General features: G+C 46.0%; 18 protein-coding genes. All 18 read right to left on the bottom strand.

From position 1 onward, the window contains the following. Positions 1 to 51 precede the first annotated feature (51 nt). The 18 genes from ACHBGV_RS03695 to ybeY all read right to left on the bottom strand — a co-directional run bounded on the left by ACHBGV_RS03695 (position 52) and on the right by ybeY (position 17,204). Entirely contained in the window at positions 52 to 1,032 is a 981-nt protein-coding gene (locus ACHBGV_RS03695) for a DNA/RNA non-specific endonuclease (protein ID WP_394735659.1), read from the bottom strand. A 105-nt stretch (positions 1,033 to 1,137) separates the two neighbouring features. Further along, positions 1,138 to 3,369: a DNA internalization-related competence protein ComEC/Rec2 gene (locus ACHBGV_RS03690; RefSeq protein WP_394735658.1), complete on the bottom strand. Its 2,232-nt coding sequence runs from the start codon at positions 3,367 to 3,369 to the stop codon at positions 1,138 to 1,140. Then, positions 3,356 to 4,024, bottom strand: coding sequence for a helix-hairpin-helix domain-containing protein (locus tag ACHBGV_RS03685; RefSeq protein ID WP_394735657.1), 669 nt, complete (start codon positions 4,022 to 4,024; stop codon positions 3,356 to 3,358). Before ACHBGV_RS03685 ends, ACHBGV_RS03690 begins: the two co-directional genes overlap by 14 nt. A 73-nt stretch (positions 4,025 to 4,097) precedes the next feature. Continuing rightward, positions 4,098 to 4,844, bottom strand: coding sequence for a lysophospholipid acyltransferase family protein (locus tag ACHBGV_RS03680; protein ID WP_394735656.1), 747 nt, complete (start codon positions 4,842 to 4,844; stop codon positions 4,098 to 4,100). A gap of 92 nt (positions 4,845 to 4,936) precedes the next feature. Further along, positions 4,937 to 5,797 (bottom strand): SAM-dependent methyltransferase TehB, encoded by an 861-nt coding sequence (gene tehB, locus ACHBGV_RS03675; protein WP_105161156.1) that lies wholly within the window; start codon positions 5,795 to 5,797, stop codon positions 4,937 to 4,939. A gap of 326 nt (positions 5,798 to 6,123) precedes the next feature. After that, a complete protein-coding gene (locus ACHBGV_RS03670) occupies positions 6,124 to 7,755 on the bottom strand; it encodes an ABC transporter ATP-binding protein (RefSeq protein ID WP_394735655.1) in 1,632 nt (543 codons plus the stop codon). A gap of 191 nt (positions 7,756 to 7,946) precedes the next feature. Next, on the bottom strand, positions 7,947 to 8,105 hold the full coding sequence (locus ACHBGV_RS03665; RefSeq protein ID WP_161948278.1) for a hypothetical protein: 159 nt from the start codon (positions 8,103 to 8,105) through the stop codon (positions 7,947 to 7,949). Positions 8,106 to 8,346: 241 nt separating this feature from the next. Then, a complete protein-coding gene (smpB, locus tag ACHBGV_RS03660; RefSeq protein WP_002935771.1) occupies positions 8,347 to 8,814 on the bottom strand; it encodes an SsrA-binding protein SmpB in 468 nt (155 codons plus the stop codon). 2 nt (positions 8,815 to 8,816) lie between these two features. Then, a complete protein-coding gene (rnr, locus tag ACHBGV_RS03655) occupies positions 8,817 to 11,186 on the bottom strand; it encodes a ribonuclease R (protein ID WP_394735654.1) in 2,370 nt (789 codons plus the stop codon). Between the two features lie 279 nt (positions 11,187 to 11,465). After that, positions 11,466 to 11,699, bottom strand: coding sequence for a preprotein translocase subunit SecG (gene secG, locus ACHBGV_RS03650; protein WP_105110659.1), 234 nt, complete (start codon positions 11,697 to 11,699; stop codon positions 11,466 to 11,468). Positions 11,700 to 11,745: 46 nt separating this feature from the next. Then, complete coding sequence (gene rpmG / locus ACHBGV_RS03645; protein WP_105122613.1) at positions 11,746 to 11,895, bottom strand: 50S ribosomal protein L33; 150 nt, start codon at positions 11,893 to 11,895, stop codon at positions 11,746 to 11,748. Continuing rightward, positions 11,895 to 13,100: a multidrug efflux MFS transporter gene (locus tag ACHBGV_RS03640; RefSeq protein ID WP_105122612.1), complete on the bottom strand. Its 1,206-nt coding sequence runs from the start codon at positions 13,098 to 13,100 to the stop codon at positions 11,895 to 11,897. The genes rpmG and ACHBGV_RS03640 overlap by 1 nt, the downstream gene beginning before the upstream one ends. Beyond that, positions 13,087 to 13,689, bottom strand: a complete 603-nt coding sequence (gene coaE / locus ACHBGV_RS03635; protein ID WP_125265850.1) for a dephospho-CoA kinase — start codon at positions 13,687 to 13,689, stop codon at positions 13,087 to 13,089. Before coaE ends, ACHBGV_RS03640 begins: the two co-directional genes overlap by 14 nt. Further along, positions 13,682 to 14,509, bottom strand: a complete 828-nt coding sequence (gene mutM / locus ACHBGV_RS03630) for a DNA-formamidopyrimidine glycosylase (RefSeq protein ID WP_394735653.1) — start codon at positions 14,507 to 14,509, stop codon at positions 13,682 to 13,684. Before mutM ends, coaE begins: the two co-directional genes overlap by 8 nt. A gap of 1 nt (position 14,510) precedes the next feature. Continuing rightward, positions 14,511 to 14,948, bottom strand: coding sequence for a GNAT family N-acetyltransferase (locus ACHBGV_RS03625; protein WP_394735652.1), 438 nt, complete (start codon positions 14,946 to 14,948; stop codon positions 14,511 to 14,513). A gap of 459 nt (positions 14,949 to 15,407) precedes the next feature. Beyond that, a complete protein-coding gene (gene era / locus ACHBGV_RS03620; protein WP_394735651.1) occupies positions 15,408 to 16,307 on the bottom strand; it encodes a GTPase Era in 900 nt (299 codons plus the stop codon). Positions 16,308 to 16,324: 17 nt separating this feature from the next. Next, the gene (locus ACHBGV_RS03615; protein WP_105110652.1) at positions 16,325 to 16,726 is read right to left on the bottom strand and encodes a diacylglycerol kinase family protein; all 402 of its coding nucleotides are present in this window, start codon (positions 16,724 to 16,726) and stop codon (positions 16,325 to 16,327) included. Then, positions 16,707 to 17,204, bottom strand: a complete 498-nt coding sequence (ybeY, locus tag ACHBGV_RS03610; RefSeq protein ID WP_105110662.1) for an rRNA maturation RNase YbeY — start codon at positions 17,202 to 17,204, stop codon at positions 16,707 to 16,709. The genes ACHBGV_RS03615 and ybeY overlap by 20 nt, the downstream gene beginning before the upstream one ends. Positions 17,205 to 17,262 lie beyond the last annotated feature (58 nt).

Here is a 17,262-nt window from a genome sequence, read left to right as displayed (position 1 = left end):
CATCAAAAATGAGAGAACGAATTTCGTCCTCTCTAGGTGTTAGCTTTTCATCTACCCACTACAGTTGACAAAGAGCCATTCTTCCTTACTCGTATGTCGCTTGCCAAGGTCCTTAGCTTCTTGCTCCGACATGCTAATCACTTTTGACCAATTGGTATTCTTAGGCATATTATCCTTGGAATACCAATAAACATCCGCTTTTCCATTACGGGCAATATAGACGACCGGAGCCAATTCCTGACTTGCTTCCGTACTTGGATTAGTCGCTTGCTGGCTGGATGCAAATGCTGTCGTCGAGCTACTTGCCGTTTCAGTTGGTACCAGACTAGGCTTGGCTGTCCCCGTCAAGTAGTCAATCTCCGCATTTTTAGAATAATTCTCCAAAACGACCCGCGTAATGCCATAGGCATCGACTATCTCTTTTTCACTACCCAGCCGAATCTCCAGTAGATTCCCAGCCTGATCGATACCTACGTATTGGAGCTCAATCTGGCGTGGCAGCAATTCATCGCCTCTATAAATCGGAGTTACCCGATAATCCAACCAATAGTTAGGATGGGTTGCCAGCCAAGAATCCAGCCGATTTTCATAAAAAAGCATGCCTTCAATGTTGGTGTCCTTGGTCCCTTTGTAATGACCACTATTGGTCCAGGCAGTCAGAGGAACCAAATTTTCACCCTGGTTGGTCAAGCCGCTGAACTGGTAGCCGATTAGGTGGCCACGATTGAAGAGATAAGCCTTCTTCCCATCCTTGTTATAGGTCAGTTTGTAATTGTGCCAGCCTACAGGATTGTATTTTATCCGAGGCTCCCTCTGCTTCTTGGGTTCATCCTTATCCTGCAATTGAATATGGGCAAATGTCGCACGCCTGAGATGGTCAAATTCTCCAAGAACCAACTGCTTCTGACCTGTAAAAGGAAGTAATTGCAAGCCCTGGTAGTCCACTTGATTGGCCAGGGTCACAGGCCCATTGCCGAAAAAGAAAATCACCGTCAGAATACCAAGGATGAGCCGAAAAATACGCCGTTTCATACATACTCCTCCTTAGGATAAACGAAATCTGTCTATCATTAGTATATCATGAAACCGCTTCATATTCACGACAAAACTGAAACATCTTGGTCTGCTTAGCCCATCTTATTTCACCGTTTCAATCCGCCACTGCCTCAAACCTCTAAACCGCACTGCTCCCTGCTGGTCCGTCCGATAAATGTGCATATCTTCATGTGCAAATCGCTCCAAGGTTTCTTGATGAGGGTGCTTGTAGCGGTTATTTTCCCCAGCCGATACCAGGGCAATCTTGGCCTTGATATGGTCCAAAAATTCAGGATAAGAGGAGCCTTTGGACCCATGATGCCCCGCTTTTAAGACATCGACCGGCAGAGTGGGATAGGTCTCCACCAGCTCCAGCTCACTCTGCTCCAAATCCCCCGTAAAGAGGAAATTGGCCTGCAAGAGCCTGCCGTAAAGCACGATAGAATCATCATTGCCACCGTCACCTACGAGCTTGGGATAAAGCACCTCCAGATGAGAATCAAAAATCGGCAATCTATCTCCAACCTGCACCACTCTGACAGGCGCATTGACCGCCCTCAACTTCTCCACAAAGTCCGCATCGGTCACACTTCCCGGCGACACATAGATAGTTCCAATCTCCACAGCCTTGGCTACAGCCAAGAGGTCGCCCACATGGTCTGCATCGGTATGGGTCAAGACCAAACTGTCAATCCTGCCCACACCTCGACTATGAAGGTAAGGAATCAAGGTCTGCTCTGCATTGGCCTTGCGCGACCGCTCCTGCCAGGCCTCCTTGGCTGCAAAATCCACGCGTCCACCCACATCAATGAGCACCGTCCGCCCCCGCCAATCCCGCAGGAATAGGCTATCTCCCTGCCCCACGTCCACCATGGTCACCTCGTTTTCCAGGGGATGTTTTGTCATGAAAAATAGCAGAGCGAGGACCAGGCTGAGACCAATAAGCCATTTTTTCCGCCTGTGAAAATCATAGAGCAAGAAAAGACCGACCAGCAAAACCAGCAAGACCAGAGGTGATGGCTTGCCAAAAATCCACGGACGCAACCCCAAATCCGCCACCCAGACAATAATTTTCTCCAAGAGGACAAAAAATCCATTGACCCAAGTAATTTTGACCAAGGGCGATAGCAGGAAAATCAAGGACAGACCTGGTAGGAGCAAGACATCGAATACAAAGGAAAAAGCAAAGGTCAGCAGAATGGACAGGGGCTGGAAAGAATAAAAATAGCCGATTAGAATAGGTAAAATCCCAGCCGAAATAGCCAAACTTTCCACCACAATTTTCTTAAACCAGTCCAAGTCCTTGAAGTCAAAAACTGTCAGCAAGAAAGCGTAGGTAAAGGTCAGGACACCGCCTGCTGTCAGCAAAAAGCGTGGCATAATGAGCAGGCAGACAAAGACCGTCACCGCAAAGTTATCCAACTTCCGCAACCCCAGATTGCCCAGAATTTTCTGTACTAAAGACCGGACGACAGAAACCGACCAGCCTGTCAGACCAGCATAAACAAGTGAAAAGGGAATTTGAACCTTGTCCACCGTCTCCTTGGTCAGACCCAGCCGCAGGAGAATCCAACGAAACTTGTCCACAAAAAAGCCAACCTGCATACCAGACAGGGCAAAGAGGTGGATAATGCCCAGACTGGAATAGAGCTCACTCATCTGGTCAAAATCGCTATCCAACTCCCCAAACAAAAGCCCCGTCATATAATGGCTCATGGGAGCAGGGAAATTGGTTTTCACATAGACCAGAGCCTTTCTTCGCAGGCTAGATAGCCAGTCCAGAGGATACCAGCTCACAACCTTGTCAACCTTATGAATAGCCACAACCTTGACCGTCCGATAAATGCCCTGGGTCCGCAAATAGGCAGCATAATCAAAACCATTGAAATTACGCTGACCGGCTGGCCGGCTCACCTCAGTCTCTACCGTCAGGTCAACCAGGTCCGACAGATTTTGAAAAGCCTCCTGCTCCTCTTGGCTGGTCAATTTGTAGAAGGCTTGGTAAACTCGCCCGTCAGCCCGACCGCGAAAGGACAGGCTGTCTCCGTTGATGTCAATTGTATCTGGAATGACCAGTAAGGTCGTCACTTGCTCAGGGGCTGACTGGTCTGCCCTGGTCCATTGATACAACTGAAATCCGAAGAAGAGCCCACATAGGCCTAAAAGCGCCAGCAGTCTGACTAAAGCCTTCTGCCCCTGCTGCAAGCAGAAGACCACCAAGAGAAAACTGAGCAGGCCTATTGCCAAAAGCGAAAAGCTATGAACCACAAAATATAGGGAGACGACTAAAAGGGCCAGGTGGATAGGCTGGCAGGGGAGCTTAAACCGTAACATAAGGCCGGATGTTCTCCAGGGTCTTGTCGCCGATACCCGACACATTATTGAGGTCGTCGACGCTCTTGAAGCCACCATTGGCCTCCCGATAGGCGATAATGTCCGCCGCCCGCTTGGCCCCGACGCCTGAAATGGTCTGCAGCTCCGTCTCAGTCGCCGTATTGAGATTGACTAGACCTTGCTTGTCGTCTTGGTTTTGGGACATAGCAGAGCTGGGATTGCTGCTTGCCACCACCGAGATATTTTCACCTTTACTAGCCACATAGACCACCGCTTCGTCGCTCAGCTTCTGAGCCAGATTGACTGACTTCTGATCTGCCTCCTGGGAAAATCCACCCGCAGCCAGCAGGGCATCGTTGACCCGGCTGCCATGTTCAAGGGTATAGAGCCCCGGCTTTTTCACCGCTCCCTTGACATCGACCACCAACTGGCTGCTCACTTCAGTCGAGCTAGATGCTGTTTTCGTTTGGTCCTCAAATGATGCAGAGCTTGTCTGCTCTGTCCTGGTTAAGTCAGCTAGACCTGTTTGGTCAACGGATTTGGCGGGTTGGCTAAAGAGCAGAAAGCTGGTCAAAATGACCCCTGCCGCAGCCGGCAGACCAATCTGCCACTTATAGTTTTTCAATATTTCGATATAAGAATGGATATTGTTCATTTTACTACCTCCAACTAGTAAGTGCGTAAAAGAACAGAAAAAAACTCACAAAATTTGCGAGTTTTTTATCTCCTTATTTCTTGTCCAATTCAACCGATGGATTCCAGACGAAACTAGCCAGGTAGCTAAATACATAGGTCAGTCCCAAAATCAAGGCCACCAGCAAAAGTATCGGAATACGGTAGATATAGGTCAATACATTTGGTTTTTTCTTGGTTTGGAAGGAGCCAGCGTAGTCGTCCAGACGCTTGAATTCCTTTTCGATACGGCCTGTTACCTCAGCTGTTCCTGCATCGTCCATGCGCTTGATGTCTAAAATATCAATTGGATTGCCAAAAGCCACATCAATCCGCTCACCAGCCAACAAGCCCTTGAGGGTCAGAGGACCGACATAGGTAGCAGGCATAAGCTTGACCTTGGCAGACTTGGCAATGACCGCCACACCACCTTTGAGCTCAGATGAATGTCGGCTACCAGACGGAAACATGACCAGCGAACGGTCGCTTTTCTTGAGCATATTGACAGGGTACTTAATAGCCGACATACTAGGATTTTCACGGTCAATAGGAAAGGCACCACACTTGCGAATCCACCAACCAAAGCCACGGTCCTTGAAGAGTTCCTTTTTGGCCATAAAGATAAATTGCTTTGGTGCCGCCGCATAGCCCATGAAAACAGGGTCCCAGAAGGTCTTGTGAGGAGCAATCAGAATATAATTCTCTTCCTTGGGCAGGATATTATCCTTGTCATGGTAGTGAATATTGCCATTGACAGCCCAGAGTAAAAATGATAGTAATGTTCGTAAATAAGCGTAAAACATAGATTCTCCTTTTTATCCCTTCTATTATAGCATAGTTTGAAAAATGGTGCTGCCTTTTCTCTGGTAAACTTGGTTCTAATCAAAATATGATATCAGCACTTTTTTCTTGCCAACATGGTCGCAAACCGCATTTTGAGGAAGTTACCATTTTCATCACGCTTGTGGAGCTGTCCAAAGTCTTCGTTGTACTTGACCAAGTCCCAGTCACGGTAGTATTCCTTCAATTCACCTGAACCAAAGGTAAAGGAGAAATTCATAGGACAGGGTGCATCTTCCGTATCCATGGCTGCTACAATCAAGTTGTAACCACCTGGTCTTGTTCGTTCCTGCATATTTTGGATAATGGCGGGTACACGGTCACGCTCCAAAAACATGAAGACCACTGTTGAGATAATCCAATCATAGTCCTGCTCCAAACTAGCTGAGTTAATATCATAAGTCCCAGCCTGTAAATCCAAATCCTCCGCTTCCTTAACCTGCAAGAGCGTCTGAATGCTCGGCACATGCTTATCAACTGCCGTCACCTCAAAACCCTGCTGGGCCAAATAAAGACTGTTCCTACCATGACCACAGCCCAGGTCCAAGACCTTACATGGCTCGATGATCTTCAATGCCTCCAAGACCTCCGAATGCGTCCGCGTGTAGTCGTACTTTTTAGCAAAATAATCCTCTGGCTGACAGAAAAATTCCAAGAAAAACTCCGTATCCTCTGTCAACAAGGTCACCCGATGCCAAGCCTGTGGCTCAACAAAAGGAATCTCATCTGTCGGACCATAGACAAAACTAGACAAAATCTCATTGTCATCTGAAATCGGCTCAAATTTGAGCTGACCCTTCAAAACCTTGATTTTAGCCCAAGTACCCACCTTGGTATTATGCTTAGTCAAAAAATGCTGGGGAACTGTCTTCTGATTCCAAATGGGCATGCGTTTGTAAGGAACTAAAACAGTCATCATCTCTCCTTTTCGTCTACAAATCTTTAAAGATGTTTCTAGTCTACCACAAAGAAATCTTTCCTTCAAATCTATATTTTTACTTGACTTGGAGTTGACTCCAAGGTGTATAATATTCCATATCATTTAGAAAGACTATTTACTGCGAAGTAAATATGGGATAAATATAAAAACAGCTAGAGTTCTATCTGCTCTTGGAGAAACAAAGACGTTCGCCTATCTCCAAAGTTTCGGGGAACCTTTGGAGGTAGGTGAATTCTGATTTTAATTAAGTAAAATACAAAAAGAAACCTCCAGAAATCCTAGTACTCCTGGAGGTTCTTATTTTATATACTACTCAACTGCCAACTCCCCCCACCAGTCAACTCTAATTGCTGATTACAAATCTCTAAAATTTTCTTTCGATGTGTAATAGCAATAAAAATAGCAGGGTTTTCATCTAGGTAGGATGCAATCGTGGCAACGACCGAGTCTTCAGTTGCTTGGTCCAAGGCTGAGGTCGGTTCATCGTAAATCAGTACATCAACTGATCGATTTAAACTTCTAGCGATTCCAATACGCTGTCTTTCTCCACCTGATAGAGAGTGTTTGCTGTCAACTTCTCGCCCCAACAAATCTTCCAGATGCAAGCCTGCAATGACTTGTTCTGAGAGTTCCCATCCGTGATCAAACTGGATATTCTCGCGTACCCCAGCCGCAAATAAAAAGACATCTTGAGGTAAATAGGATATACGAACCAATAAATCTTCTGTCTCAAAATCGAATAGATTTTGTCCATTCACTAAAATATGACCACTAGTTGGATGAAGAATTCCTAGCAACAATTTTGACAAGGTTGACTTACCACTTCCTGTCTGTCCAACAACTGCCAAACGACTACCGACTTCTAACCTCAAATCTAACTCTTGAATCATACTCTGATTGGACTCATAAGCAAAGCAAACTTTCTGAAGTTCCAAGGTCTGAATTCTGCTTAATTCCTGCTTCAATACAGGCCTTTCTACTGACTCCTCATGCTTAAAAAATTCCTGCAATCGTGGCAAAGCGACATCAGCTTGTTGTTTTAACCGATTCAGCGTTGCGATGCTAAAAACAGGATCTAAAATCCAATGTGTATAGGACTGCAAGGTAAATAAACTGCCTAGAGTCAACTTCCCTTGTAATACTAGATAGACACCAACTCCTAGAATCGTGATGGGAATAATGGAATAAAAGAAATTCATAAATGCACTATCTAAGGACGACACTCGCAATACTTGTGTTTTTGAAACCAGATAGCGATTTAAAGAATCTTGAAAACGTCTCTTAAAAAATGTATCTTTCAGACCGAGTTTAATAGTTTCTCGACCTTGCAATAATTCGACTGTATCCTCCATTACCTTAGAATAAGATTCGCTTTCAGTCTGAATTCTGGGCTTAATACTCTTATTGAGAGCTAAATAGATATAAGTATAAGATACAAAAATACCAAAGATAATGACTGTCAGTTCAAAACTAGTTACAAAGAAAATACTATAGATGATCAGCAGGCGCGTCATAAAAATAATGATCTCTGGAATCAAATAGACCAAGTATTTTGCATAAGTCTCACTATCATTCAGAATTTTATTGAGTTTATCACCATTTTCCTGATGACTGAAGGAAGATAGAGGCTCTCCCAAAGCAGCTGACATGACATGATAACGCATAAGCATAATCCCTTTTGCCAGAGTCTGTTGAAAGAAGAAATCTTTTATATAATAGATTAAAAAATCTAAGATAGAAACTAGTACTAGTAGAAAGATTGTATGATAGATGGCATCCATTCTCTCCCCTTGATTGATTTGACTAATTTGGTCAATCAAGTAGCCAATCAAGACAGGTTGGCTAAGGGAAAAGAGAATCGATAGTAATTGAAAGAAGAAGGTTACCAATCTCTGTATCCGAATCGGCTTTAAAGTCTGTTTAAAAGTAGTCATCGCTTCCTCCTTTTGGCTCTCTAACTTAATATATCACAATTCACTCTACATTTCTACCCGATTACTCCATGAAAAAATACTGAGATTTCTCCCAGTCTTAACGACTATTGATGGCGGCAGTTGAGCATGACCTAGCTCGCTCTGTTTTGCGCTGGCGGAATCAACTCTGGGCTTTATCCCGCTCTATTTACCTATAGATTGCCCTTAACAAGAAAAATAGTTGTCCAAATAGATAAAAAATAAACAGGATCACCCCAATCCAAAAAATCCATAGCAAGACGACTAAATTGAACAAAAAAGGCTGGAGGATGAAGTTTAGAATGAGAACAAGTCCCCAGCGTTGCCCCCATGTTAGCTTTCTTTGAATAAACCATTCTAAAAAGTCTTATCTGGGATGACTTCTTGTTTCAACATAATCATTTTTTATACTTAGAAAGAATCCTTTCAAGAGTCCACTTCCTTTCCCTTTATATAGAAGTCCTCAATTTAAGTTCTATTCGTTTTTTACTACGATACCATACCAAACCTAAAATATCAAAGCGTTCTGTATTTTCTGAGAAATATCAAAAAGACCAGGATTTCTCCCAGCCTCTATCGACTATTGATCGCCTTCATGGTTCGTTTGATATCACGGTCTTGCTCACGGCGTTTGATGGACTCCCGCTTATCGTAGTCGTGCTTCCCTTTGGCAAGCCCTATCAGGACCTTTGCAAAGCCGTCCTTGATATAGACCTTGAGGGGAACCAGGGTCATCCCTGTTCCCTTGACCTCATTGCCCAAGGACTCGATTTGCTTCTTCCGCAAGAGGAGCTTGCGGGTCCGCGTTGGCTCCTGGTTCCAGATATTGCCCTCATCATAGGGAGCGATATGGACATTGACCAACCAAGCCTCGCCCTGCTTGATTTGGGCAAAGCCGTCCTTGAGGTTAATCCGCCCCGCACGAATAGACTTAATCTCCGTCCCCGTCAGGACCATCCCCGCCTCCACTGTATCGACAATGGTATAGTCGTGGCGGGCTTTTTTATTCTGTGCAATCACATTGCCCTCACCCTTGGCCATGCCTATCTCCTTTTCTTCTTGTTCTTTTTAGCCATTTCTTTGTAAAATGGTTTCTTTTTCTTGTCTTTTTTGCCACTTTTTGACTTGTGGTCTTTTCCAGACTTGTGATGTTTGCTGTCGCGACCAGCAGCTTCTTGTTTGTGGTGCTTGCCCCGTCCTCGCCCTGACCGATCATCACGGTCACGGTTGGAGTGACTGGCCGTTCTCCGCTTGGCTTTCAAAGCTTTTTCCACAATATCCAGCTCGGACGGCACGTGGGCAAAATCGATTTCCCCTGTCATCTTGTCCGCCCGCGTTAGCTTGATACGGATTGGCTGACCGACACGGAAGACCCGACCTGATTTCTCACCCTGCAAAGTCAAAGTCCTCTCGTGGAACTGGTAGTATTCGTTGAGGTTGGTGATATGAATCAGACCTTCAACCGTATTTGGTAACTCGACAAAAAGCCCAAACTTGACTACGCTAGACACCACACCGTCAAACTCTTGCCCAACAAATTCTTGCATGAATTCTGCCTTCTTCATGGCTTCGACTTCCCGCTCTGCCTCAATGGCACGGCGTTCTAAACTGGACGAAGACTTGGCAAGCTCAGGAATAACCTGCTCAAAATGCTCTGCTTTTTCCGCAGGATTGTGACCATATTCCCGCACCATGCGGTGAACCAGCAAGTCGGGATAACGGCGGATAGGACTGGTGAAGTGGGTGTAGAACTCGGCACCCAGTCCGTAGTGGCCGTGGTTGTGCTCCGAGTAGCGTGCCTGCTGCATGGAACGCAGCAACATCATGTTGAGAACATCCGCATAGGGCTGGTCCTTGACCCGCTCCATGAGGTCCTGTAGGGCATCCTGGCTGATAGAGCTAGCCGTTCCATAGACGGTCAGACCAAAGCTGGTCGCATAGTCGATGAACTTCTGCAGCTTGTCCGACTTGGGCTCCTCGTGGATCCGATAGATGAAAGGCAGGTCCAACTTAGCAAAATGCTCGGCAACGCACTCGTTGGCCGCCAACATGAAGGACTCAATCATCCGCTCGGCAATGCCCCGCTGACGCAGTTGAATATCGACTGGCAGACCGTCCTTGTTGACGATGATTTTGGCTTCTGTCGTGTCAAAATTGAGGGCACCGCGTTTGTAGCGCATGGTTTCCAGCGTCTCATGGAGTTTGACCATGAGCTCAACACTTGGCACGATTGCCTTGTATTTGTCCAGCTTTTCCTTGTTGCCTGCAATCATATCATTGACATCGGAATAGGTCATGCGGAAGGTGGTTTTAATAACTGTTTGGCCAATCCAGTGCTTGACCACCTTGCCCTTGCGGTCAATTTCCATAATAGCCGACTGGGTCAGGCGATCCACATTTGGATTAAGGGAACAGATACCGTTTGACAGGCGTTCTGGCAACATTGGCACCACACGGTCGGTCACATAGACAGAAGTCCCACGCTTAACAGCTTCCTGATCCAAGGCAGAGCCTTCGGTCACATAGTAGCTGACATCAGCGATATGAACACCCAGCTCCAGATTGCCATTCTTGAGTTGCTTGATATGGACCGCATCGTCCAAGTCCTTGGCATCTGCACCGTCGATAGTGAAGATGATTTCATCCCGCAGATCCAAGCGGCCTTCAAAGTCCTGTTCAGACGGACTTTCTGGCACCCGATTGGCCTCTGCCAAAACTTCATCAGGGAATTCCGACACGATGTCCATGGATTCCAAAACTTCCAAGACATCGATTCCCACATCGTCCTTATGCCCCACCACATCCCGAATGGTCGCGACAAAGTGGTCCCGTTTCTTATTGGGATAGGCTTCAATATCAACTTTTAGGATTTCCGTTCCGGTCAATACCAGAGGTGACTTCTTGATATAAATCTTCTGAGCGATTTTCTGGTTTTTAGACTTGATGTAGCCTGCATATTCTGACTTGTCTTCGTCAAAGACAATCAAGCCCACCGCTGTTTTCAGGCTATGTTCCAAAATATCAATGACTTCCGCTTCTGCGGCAGTTCCCTTGAGTCTGTCCGCCACTTTCTTGATAGCCACTTCCACTCGGTCGCCCTCGATAGCGAAGTTGACATCGTCACGGCTGACAAAGAGGTCATCTTCCTCTTCATCAATAGTCACAAAGCCAAAACCAGAATTGTGGGCACGAAAAATCCCCTGTAAAGTGACCTTGTTTTTGGATACTTTTGGAGCTGGGAGAGCAATTCGACCCGCATTGTCAAAGACAAGCTGACGGCTACCTTCCATGCTCGAAACCAGCTTGACCAAGTCAGTAAACGCCTTGGCTGAACTAGCCTGCAAGTGGTCCGCTAGTTGGTCCATGGTCACAGGACCTGCTTCTGTAATATAGTTTAAAATATCATTTTTCATTTGTCTTTACCAAAGTGCTAGGAATATCCCTAGCTCTACTTTTCTAAATTTGCATCTTCATTTCAGCGCAGTGGTTGATTGGAAATTTTGTTCGCATTTTATGCTCCAAAATTTCCTAATCAACTGTACAGGGTGTGAGTAAAATGATCTGGGAATAGACCGTTTTAGCCTGAACCTAGAAACACGAGAGTTCAGTTGAACTTCTTTTGATTAGTCAAATTCTGTCCCACTCCCAAAAAAATAGACCAAGAGCATTGTCCCAGTCTACATTTGATTCTATTAATTACTTGAAATGATAACCAGAACCAGCGCATTGAGCAACCAAAGGGCAACTAGAATGGCTGTAAAACGCTGCATCACTGCCTCAAACCCACGCGCCTTTGTCCGCTCAAAAAGAGCACCACTAGAAGCATCAAAGACATTACTTGATTGGTTTTTAGCTGGCTGAATAAAAATCACCGCCACAAGAATAACAGATAAAATCAACAGAATGGTTAATAATACTTGATACATACTTTTTTCACTTTCTTAAATAACTCCTGCTATTATACCACAGAATCTATTTCGTTTCAAGGTGGAGGGTTACTTTTCTCTCCTTGGGGCAGTATTTCAAGACCTGGATTTTATCCGGATGGGTCTTGGCATTCTTGCTAGTCAAATAATTCTTACTGCCACATTCAGAACATTGCAAATTGATTTTTACTCTCACTAGACTTCCCTTACTTTCAAGTAGTTTCTAAAATTCACCAAGGACCAAATCAGATTAAACAAAACCAGAGCGCTAGACACATAAAACACCCAATCATAGCCTAGATGAGCAGCAGTCGTTGACCCAATCATGGGCCCCACAACCGAACCTAGATTATTAAAAATCTGATTGTAGGAGAAAATGCGCGAAATCCCTTCTTTGGGCGTCAGCTTGGTCAAGAGGGAATTGACCGACGGCAATAGAGCTCCCGTACCAAAACCATAGAGAAAGCGCAGTACACCTAGCTGGAAAGGACTTTGGGCAAAGACGCAGAGGACATTGATCAAGAGACTGTAGGCCAAGGCCATGAGCAGCAACCTGTGATTGCCAATTCGGTCCCCCAATTTCCCCAAAGGACCTGAAGTCACCAGCGAGGCCATGCCCGGCAGGGAAATAATAAATCCAGCTACAAAAAGCAGATTGTCCGTCTGACCCAGATGCCGCACATAAAGAGTCAAAATCGGCACGACAGCCTGAGCCGCCGCAATGATAATCATGGAAGTGATAAACAGCCCCACCATCATCTGCTTGTCCTTGATTTGATGAAAGAGCTCTGCAATCATCATCTGCTGCCCCTTTTCCATCGGCTTGAAATCTTCACGAATATATAAAACGGTCAAAACCGCCACCAAGAGATAGAGCAAACCGACCAGCAGAAAGACATTGTGAATCCCCACTATTTCCGCCAAAAAACCACCCAGAGTCGGGCCAATCAAGTTACCCGCCACAGCCCCTGTTGACAAGGTCCCCAGAGCATAGCCTGTCTTGTCCTTGGGCACCTGACTGGCCACTAGAGCCGTCGCATTGGGAATATAGCCGGTAAAAATCCCATTCAGCACACGCAGGACAATCATCCAAAAAACATTTGGCACAAAAGCCATCCCACCCATGGTGAAAATCATAGCAAAAGCCGCCCGCACCATCATGGGCTTGCGACCATAACGGTCCGCCAAACTCCCCCAAATCGGCGCCATAATAGCTGCCGCCAGGGCATTGGTCGACACAGCCAGACCAGCAAAATACTCCACCTGACTGCCAATCACTCCCAACTCCTCCACAAAGACCGAGATAAAAGGCATGACCAAGGTAAAACTAACCCCCGTCAAAAAATTCCCAATCCAGGCCACCTTCAAATTCGGCTTCCAGTAACTACTACCCTCGTCCATTTCCAATCTCCTCCACCAAAGACGCCACCTGCGCCAAGGTCGCCTCCCGCGACCCACTGTTATCAATCACCTTATCTGCCCGTTCTTTTTTCTTTTCTAAAGAAAGCTGCGCTGCCAAGCGATTCTCCGCCTCCTGCAGGCTATAGCCGTTGCGAGCCATGAGCCGTGCCAACTGCTGGCGATCATCGACATAGACCAGCCAGACCTCATCGACCTCCCCGCTATAATCCAACTCGTAGAGCAGGGGAATATCCATGAAAACAACTTCTTCTATCTGTGATAGCAAATCCCGTCGTACCAACAGTTCTTGCCGAATAATCTGGTCCTGCAGTTCAGATAAGCGGGCCCGCAACTGGCTATCCGCAAAGACCTGCTGACCCAATTTTACTCGGTCCAATTGACCATCAGCTGCTAGAATTGCCGGACCAAACTCCTCCAGCAAGACCTGATAGAGCCGTCCGCCCTTTTTCTGCAAGTCATGAACCACCCCGTCTGCATCGATGACCTGATAGCCCTTCTCTCGTAAAAAAGCTGTCACTGTTGACTTACCCGACGCGATACCGCCTGTTAATCCGATTACCTTAGCCATGCTTCACCTGACACTGGGGACAGAAATGCGTGCCCCGACCGCCCAGCTGGATTTTGACAATCTCCGTCTGGCAACGCGGACAGGCCTGCCCCTGCTTTCCATAAACTTGTAAATAATCCTGCATGGTCCCATCCATGCCTAAGGCATTTTTGTAGGTCCGAATGGTCGAACCGCCCTTTTCAACTCCCAGAGCCAAAACATCAATGGTGGCTTGGCGAAGGCCCGCCACCTGTTCTGCTGTCAAGGTTGAACTTCCCTGGGCAGGATGAACCTGTGCTCGGAAAAGCACCTCATCGACATAGATATTGCCTAGACCAGCCACTAGGGTTTGGTCCAGCAGGTGCGACTTGATTGGCTTTTTGGACTTAGCTAATTTGGTCTGAAAAACAGCCACATCAAAGTCTTCTTCCGTCGGCTCAGGACCTAATTTTTTAGATAAGAAATAGGCATCCAAGTCCACTTCCCGCAACAATTCCATGGTGCCAAACTTGCGGACATCTTGGTAAACCAAGGTAGAACCGTCTGACAATGCAAAAAAGACATGAAAGTGCTTGTTGATAGGCACCACATCATAGAAGAGATTATACTTGCCCTCCATACGCAGATGGGAAATCAGCACAAAATCTGTCAGATAGAGGAGCAAATATTTACCCCGACGGTCCACCTCCATGATGGTTTGACCAACCAACTGCTCACGAAAGCTGTCCGCACCAGTCACAATCATACGAGGATAGTCCACCCGGACACGTTCAATTTTCTTACCTTTGACAAGACGATTGAGCCCACGACGAACCGTCTCAACCTCTGGAAGTTCGGGCATACTATTCCACCTCAACCTTTCTGACATAATGTATATTTCTACTTACTTCTCTGAAACCATTCTTGGTATGAAAAGCCTGACTGTGGCTATTTTCAAAATCCGTATCAGATGCCAGTTCCCGTGCTCCATGAGATTTAGCCCACGAATCTGCAAAATCGAGTAATTCGGCAGCAATCCCTTGTCCACGATAATCAGGATGAACAAAAATTCCTTCTACATAGGCAACTGGACTAAACTGACAGCCTTCCACATAATCATGACGGAGTGACAAACTTATCCATGCCACCGCTATGCCTGACGAAGAATAATAAAGAAACTCAAATGGAAGCTTACCCTCAGCAAATTGTTCCATCAAAACTTGTTTACCTGTCTGCCATACCGAACTTGCAAATGAACCCCAAACAGAAACTGTTTCTTCCGTAACAGATTTTATTGACATACTTTCTCACCTTTGCGACGTAAAACACCACTAACGTGGTGTCTAAATGTTTCTTTATATGTTTTTACATAAAAGATGTAGCAACATGGCATTATTGCGTCACTTTCGCATTTCTGGGATCGGAATATTAGAGACTATCCATAGGCTCACAGCCGTCTTCTTACTTCAAGGCTAGTGGGCTATTAAGGTCACTCCCTGACTGCCTCGCTCTCCTATTTTCAAGCTCGGGTTCAATTCGCCAAAGTTGAATGCATTAAAACGCTACTCAACTAACGGCAATTCTCTGCGGAATTGCCTAGGCGACTTACTAGTTTCTAACATCCACTGGACTGCTTCGCTCCCCCGAACCTTCCTCGCTCTCCAATTTCTAGGCTCGGGTTTTCACATGGTCACTTTCGCATTTTTAGGTGACCAGCTGAAACAGTCTATTCCCAGACTGTTTCACTCCCCCGGACGTTTTTAATACTCTTTCTCATTATAACCAAAGTCTGCCAGATCGAGTTTTTTGTCACGCCAGTTTTTCTTGACTTTGACCCAGGTTTCCAGGAAGACCTTGTCCCCCAGCATGAGTTCAATATCGCGTCGGGCCATGGAGCCGATTTTCTTGAGCATGGCTCCTTGTTTGCCAATGATAATGCCTTTTTGGCTATCGCGTTCGACCATGATGGTCGCGCGGATATGAACCTTGTCTGTAAATTCATCCCGTTTCATGGACTCGATAACCACTGCCACCGAATGCGGAATTTCCTCGCGAGTTAGGTGCAAGACCTTCTCGCGAATCATCTCGGACACCAAGAAGCGCTCTGGATGATCGGTAATCTGGTCTGCTGGGAAATATTGGAAACCTTCATCCAGATTTTCCTTGAGAATTTCCATCAAGCGATTGACATTATTGCCTTGGGTTGCAGAAATAGGCACAATTTCCTTGAAACCCATCTGCTGGCGGAAATCATCAATCTGCTCCAATAGCTGGTCCGGATGGACCTTGTCAATCTTGTTGACCACCAAAATAACCGGTACCTTGGCCTGACGCAGACGCTCCATAATCATATCATCACCCTTGCCCCGTTTTTCATCGGCAGGCACCATGAAGATGACCGTATCCACCTCACGCAAGGTGCTGTAAGCAGACTCAACCATGAAGTCTCCCAAGGCCGTCTTTGGCTTGTGAATACCTGGCGTGTCGATAAAGACAATTTGTTCCTCGTCTGTTGTATAAATCCCCATAATCTTGTTACGGGTTGTCTGAGCCTTGTCGCTCATGATAGCAATTTTTTGCCCCATTACATAGTTGAGAAAAGTCGATTTCCCCACATTTGGACGACCCAAAATCGCCACAAAACCTGACTTGAAAGTCATAGATTCTCCTTATTTTCCTAAAAAATCAAATCCCAAATCTTAGGGATAAAAATAATCAATCCTGTCAAAAGGGCAAAGCCTGAGACAAAAAGGACCGCTCCTGCCGCCATATCCTTGGCATTCTTGGCCAAAATGTGAAAATGATAGTCCGAGGCCAAATCCACCACGCTTTCAATAGCCGAATTCATGATTTCGAAGGCAATCACCAGGCTAATGCTGAGCAGGAGAAAGAGCCATTCTGTAGCCGATACCTGAAAAATCAAGCCAGCCAAGACCACCAAAAAGGCCGTTGCCGCATGCTTTTTCATATTGCGCTCTTCCTTAAAGGCCGTTATCAAGCCGGAAACCGCAAAATCCATACTGGCTACCAGATTCTGATTCTTCCAGCGTTTCTTTGAATTATTCTCTCGTAAGTCCATAAGCCGTCAAAATCTCTTCTTGCAAACCAAACATCTCCGCCTCTTCCTCAGGCGTGTAGTGATCATAGCCGTTGATATGGAGGAAGCCGTGCACAGCCAAAAAGCCCATTTCGCGGTCAAAACTATGGCCGTAGTCCTCTGCCTGCTCACGCGCCTTGTCAATGGAAATAAAGAGCTCACCGATGTAGGCATCAAAATCTTCCATCATCTCAGCCAATTCAGGATTGTCCAGCAAATCTTCCTCATCAAAGACAATCTCCTGCTCCGGCTTGTACTCTAGGCTGACTACATCCGTCGGACGGTCAATCCCCCGGTACTCTAAATTCACTTCATGGACACGCGCATTATCCACAAAGGTCACAGCCATTTCCTTGTTTTGCTTGCCGATTTTCTCCGCCGCAAATTGGAGCAAGTCTGTAATCTGCTCTTGCATCTGAGCAGAAACCTGCCCTGTTTCATCAATCATTTCAATATACATGGTCATACATTCCCTTTACTATTTAACATTATATCACAAATGGCAGAAAGAATCGTTT

This window comes from Streptococcus sp. A34 (genome assembly GCF_043674115.1).
Lineage (GTDB): Bacteria > Bacillota > Bacilli > Lactobacillales > Streptococcaceae > Streptococcus > Streptococcus suis_V.
Note: the sequence above shows the minus strand (reverse complement) of the source record. Positions and strands in the feature narration are given on the sequence as shown.